This window comes from Lyngbya aestuarii BL J (genome assembly GCF_000478195.2).
GTDB classification, from domain to species: domain Bacteria; phylum Cyanobacteriota; class Cyanobacteriia; order Cyanobacteriales; family Microcoleaceae; genus Capilliphycus; species Capilliphycus aestuarii.
On record NZ_AUZM01000357.1, the window covers coordinates 1 to 474 of the forward strand.

The window sequence follows — 474 nt, forward strand, 5'->3', positions numbered from 1 at the left end:
ACTGCCATTAATATCGAGCAGAAATTCATCATTATCGACTAAATTAATTACCGTTCCTGTCACCGTTGTAGCAACCATTGGAGGAACACCTACAGGAGCGGGCGGAGGAGCAACCGCAGTCGGAATTACGGGCGAACCATCAACCCGAGTTACTGAAAAGGTATCGAAATCTTCATCATCCAATACACCCGCAACATTGACAACTTCACCGGGAACTAATTGCAAAAATTGTGAATCGGGTAAATTGGCATCAACTAACAGCGGACTGCCATTAATATCGAGCAGAAATTCATCATTATCGACTAAATTAATTACCGTTCCTGTCACCGTTGTAGCAACCATTGGAGGAACACCTACAGGAGCGGGCGGAGGAGCAACCGCAGTCGGAATTACGGGCGAACCATCAACCCGAGTTACTGAAAAGGTATCGAAATCTTGATCATCCAATACACCCGCAACATTGACAACTTCACC

At 45.6% G+C, this 474-nt stretch carries 1 pseudogene; it reads right to left on the minus strand.

From position 1 onward, the window contains the following. Nucleotides 1–474 (minus strand): annotated as a pseudogene (locus M595_RS31435) (hypothetical protein); the annotation flags it as partial.